This window comes from Bradyrhizobium sp. I1.14.4 (assembly GCF_050435825.1).
GTDB lineage: Bacteria > Pseudomonadota > Alphaproteobacteria > Rhizobiales > Xanthobacteraceae > Bradyrhizobium.
Genome location: NZ_JBNDLA010000066.1, coordinates 1 through 3,317, shown reverse-complemented (window position 1 = coordinate 3,317; position 3,317 = coordinate 1). Strand labels below are relative to the sequence as shown.

The 3,317-nt window shown below is 63.8% G+C and carries 4 protein-coding genes; 1 reads left to right on the top strand and 3 read right to left on the bottom strand.

The genetic code is table 11. The features are described from left to right. Window positions 1-356 precede the first annotated feature (356 nt). Window positions 357-704: a hypothetical protein gene (locus ABIB78_RS38640; protein ID WP_429034282.1), complete on the bottom strand. Its 348-nt coding sequence runs from the start codon at window positions 702-704 to the stop codon at window positions 357-359. A 106-nt stretch (window positions 705-810) separates the two neighbouring features. Beyond that, a complete protein-coding gene (locus ABIB78_RS38635) occupies window positions 811-2,343 on the bottom strand; it encodes an acyl-CoA carboxylase subunit beta (RefSeq protein WP_429034281.1) in 1,533 nt (510 codons plus the stop codon). Window positions 2,344-2,505: 162 nt separating this feature from the next. Between ABIB78_RS38635 and ABIB78_RS38630 the strand changes: the two genes are divergently transcribed. Further along, the gene (locus tag ABIB78_RS38630; protein ID WP_429034280.1) at window positions 2,506-2,907 is read left to right on the top strand and encodes a DUF4260 domain-containing protein; all 402 of its coding nucleotides are present in this window, start codon (window positions 2,506-2,508) and stop codon (window positions 2,905-2,907) included. Here ABIB78_RS38630 and ABIB78_RS38625 read toward each other — a convergent pair. Further along, entirely contained in the window at window positions 2,900-3,253 is a 354-nt protein-coding gene (locus ABIB78_RS38625) for a PilZ domain-containing protein (RefSeq protein WP_429034279.1), read from the bottom strand. The two genes, ABIB78_RS38630 and ABIB78_RS38625, sit on opposite strands and share 8 nt — an antisense overlap. Window positions 3,254-3,317: the final 64 nt, after the last annotated feature.

Genomic DNA, 3,317 nt, shown 5'->3' with positions numbered 1-3,317 from the left:
CGGCGAGACTGGGCTTGCTTGTCACCGTCTTCACAACGCGCATCGCGCAATGCGAAAAGACACCTACCACTAGGGCGTCAGGACCACACGACTTCACCGTCCGCTTCAGCCACTCTCGTCAGTCGTGACATCGGCGTCCACCGCATCTCACACCGCGTTCGTGACGATCGCGAAGCGCCCCTCGATCGGGTGAGACGGGCAGATTGAACATCTGAGTTGGGTGAAACGCCAAGCGGAATATTTTCTTATGACGGGCTTGACGCGTTTTTGCTGTGTTGCCCGTCGAGTTACTATGTCGCAGGCGGCCTAGCCAGATTTGACTTGCAGGCAACCCAAATCAATCGCGCCGTCGCGCCTCACATCAGCTTCAGCGGCGCGTCATGAACCAGACGCAGATCGATGCCGCCGATCAGCCGCGCCCGGCGCGCCTCGGCCGTGCTGATGGCGGCTTCGGTCTGCCGCAGCGTGCTGACATTCGATCCGAGCGACACGATGCCGCCAAGCACCAGCGCAATAGACCCGAGTGCCGCGGTCTCACCCGAGCCGAGCAGGCCGAGCAGCGTGACAAGTAGCAGCACGAACCCGCCCGCGATCGCGACCTTCGAGCCGAGAATGATCCTGCGAGACCGTTCGGCGCTCTCGGCAAGCTCCTCGATCTGCGCCTCGATCTCCGAAATCTCGTCGGTCGGCTCGTCTTCGGACATCACATTCGAACCTGTAGCGCCGGTCATGCGAAAGCCGTAACCCGCCGCCGATCGTGCCGTACGAAGGTGGGGGGTTACGCTAGCGCTAACCCACCCTTCGCTCCCCTCACAACGGCAGATTGTCGTGCTTCTTCGCCGGAATCTCCACCTTCTTATCCCTGAGCATCGCGAGTGCCCGCGCGATCCGGCGCCTGGTCGAATGCGGCATGATGACGTCGTCGATGTAACCGCGCTCGGCGGCGATGAAGGGCGACAGGAAGCGGTCTTCGTATTCCTTGGTGCGCGCGGCGATCTTGTCGGGGTCGCCGATGTCACTGCGGAAGATGATCTCAACCGCGCCCTTGGCGCCCATCACCGCGATCTGGGCGGTCGGCCAGGCGTAGTTCATGTCGGCGCCGATCTCCTTCGAGGCCATGACGTCGAACGCGCCGCCATAGGCCTTGCGGGTGATGATGGTGACGAGCGGCACCGTGCACTGCGAATAGGCGAACAGCAGCTTGGCGCCGTGCTTGATCAGGCCGCCATATTCCTGGGCGGTGCCCGGCAGGAAGCCCGGCACGTCGACGAAGGTGACGATCGCGATGTTGAAGGCATCGCAGAAACGCACGAAGCGCGCGGCCTTGCGCGAGGCATCGCTGTCGAGCACGCCCGCCAGCACCATCGGCTGGTTGGCGACGAAGCCGACGGTGCGGCCGGCGATGCGGCCGAAGCCAGTGACGATGTTCCTGGCGAAGGTCTCCGAGATCTCGAAGAAGTCGCCCTCGTCGACGACCTTCAGGATCAATTCCTTCATGTCGTAGGGCTTGTTCGGATTGTCGGGGATCAGCGTGTCGAGCGACATGTCGAGGCGGCCGATATCGTCGAAGCTCGGCCATTCCGGCACGCCGTCGGTGTTGTTCGACGGCAGGAAGTCGATCAGGCGGCGCATCTGCAGCAGCGCATCGACGTCGTTCTCGAATGCGCCGTCGGCGATCGAGGAGCGCGTCGCGTGCACCGAGGCGCCGCCGAGTTCCTCGGCCGTCACCACCTCGTTGGTGACGGTCTTCACCACGTCGGGGCCGGTGACGAACATGTAGCTGGTGTTCTTCACCATGAAGATGAAGTCGGTCATGGCAGGCGAATAGACGTCGCCGCCGGCACAGGGGCCCATGATGACGGAGATCTGCGGGATCACGCCGGAGGCAATGACGTTGCGGCGGAACACGTAGGAATAGCCCGCCAAGGCAGCTACGCCTTCCTGGATGCGCGCGCCGCCGGCGTCGTAGAGGCCGATGATCGGCGCCCTCGCCTTCATCGCCATGTCTTGAAGTTTTGTGATCTTCAGCGCGTGGGTTTCCGACAGCGAGCCTCCGAACACCGTAAAATCCTTGGCGAACACGAAGGTCTTGCGGCCGTTGACGGTGCCCCAGCCGGTGACGACGCCGTCGCCGGGGATCTTGCTCTTCTCCATGCCGAACTCGATCGAGCGGTGCTCGACGAACATATCGAGTTCCTCGAACGAGCCCTTGTCCAGCAGGAGCTCGATCCGCTCGCGGGCGGTGAGCTTGCCGCGGGCGTGCTGCGCCTCGATGCGCTTTTCGCCGCCGCCCAGCTTGGCGCCGGCGCGCCGCTCTTCGAGGGTATCGAGGATGTCTTTCATTTGTTTCCGCCCGTGTTAGCTACAGTCCGCGTCCCGGCGCGAGGTGCGGGTCCGCTTCGTTCGGAATGGCTTTAGCACGGCCATTTCGGAACCGGAAAGCCGCTTGTGGGCGGCGTGGAACGCAAAAACGGTAGGATTTTCCGACATCTGGGGGAGACAGCGATGACCGAAACAACCGTGACGGAGACCGGCGCGGCAACCGGCAGGGTGCGCACCCTGCTCCGGCTGGAGGGGCTTGTGCTGTTCCTCGGCATGACCCTGCTCTATGCCCAGTGGGAGGGCTCGTGGTTGGTTTATGTCCTGCTGTTCCTGGTGCCGGATCTGAGCTTCGCCGCCTATCTCGCCGGCCCCCGGGTCGGCGCCATCGTCTACAACGCCGCCCACACCTATCTCGCGCCGGTGGCGCTGATGACGCTGGGCTTTGCCACCGCGGCTCCCCTGGTGCTCTCGATTGCGATGATCTGGCTTGCCCATATCGGGATCGACCGCGCGCTCGGCTACGGGCTGAAATACTCCGCCGGCTTCGGCTACACCCATCTCGGGCGGATCGGGAAGCTCAGCTGAACTGGACGCCGATCCGGCCTTTCCTGCGCCAGACCACGCGGCAGCGCCGCTCGGTCGCCTCCATTTCCAGCACAAGGCGGAAGCTGTCGGGGATATCAGCGGGATCGGTGGCCTCGACCGCGGCGCCGGTCGCCGAAAGGTTGCGCACGATGCAGGTCATGCTGTGCCGCGCAAAGCTGATCCGCGCCGCCCGCGCGACGTTGCGCCTGGCAGCCCTGCGCTGGTCGCCGGCGGCTTCGCTGGTCGCGCCGGTCGAGAGGCCGGAGCGGATGATCCTGCCTTGCAGCCGCACGTCCGCCTGCATGTCGAAATGCTTAAGTATCTGTCCGAGAACATCTTGAATCATCGGAATCGTTTGTGATTCAAGGGAGGCGGTCCGAATTTGAAGGGGCGCCCATGTGGACGAAGGA

Coding starts and splice junctions, on each gene's coding strand:
- ABIB78_RS38640 (WP_429034282.1), bottom strand. CDS start 704: ATGTCCGAAGACGAGCCGACCGACGAGATTTCGGAGATCGAGGCGCAG.
- ABIB78_RS38635 (WP_429034281.1), bottom strand. CDS start 2,343: ATGAAAGACATCCTCGATACCCTCGAAGAGCGGCGCGCCGGCGCCAAG.
- ABIB78_RS38625 (WP_429034279.1), bottom strand. CDS start 3,253: ATGATTCAAGATGTTCTCGGACAGATACTTAAGCATTTCGACATGCAG.
- ABIB78_RS38630 (WP_429034280.1), top strand. CDS start 2,506: ATGACCGAAACAACCGTGACGGAGACCGGCGCGGCAACCGGCAGGGTG.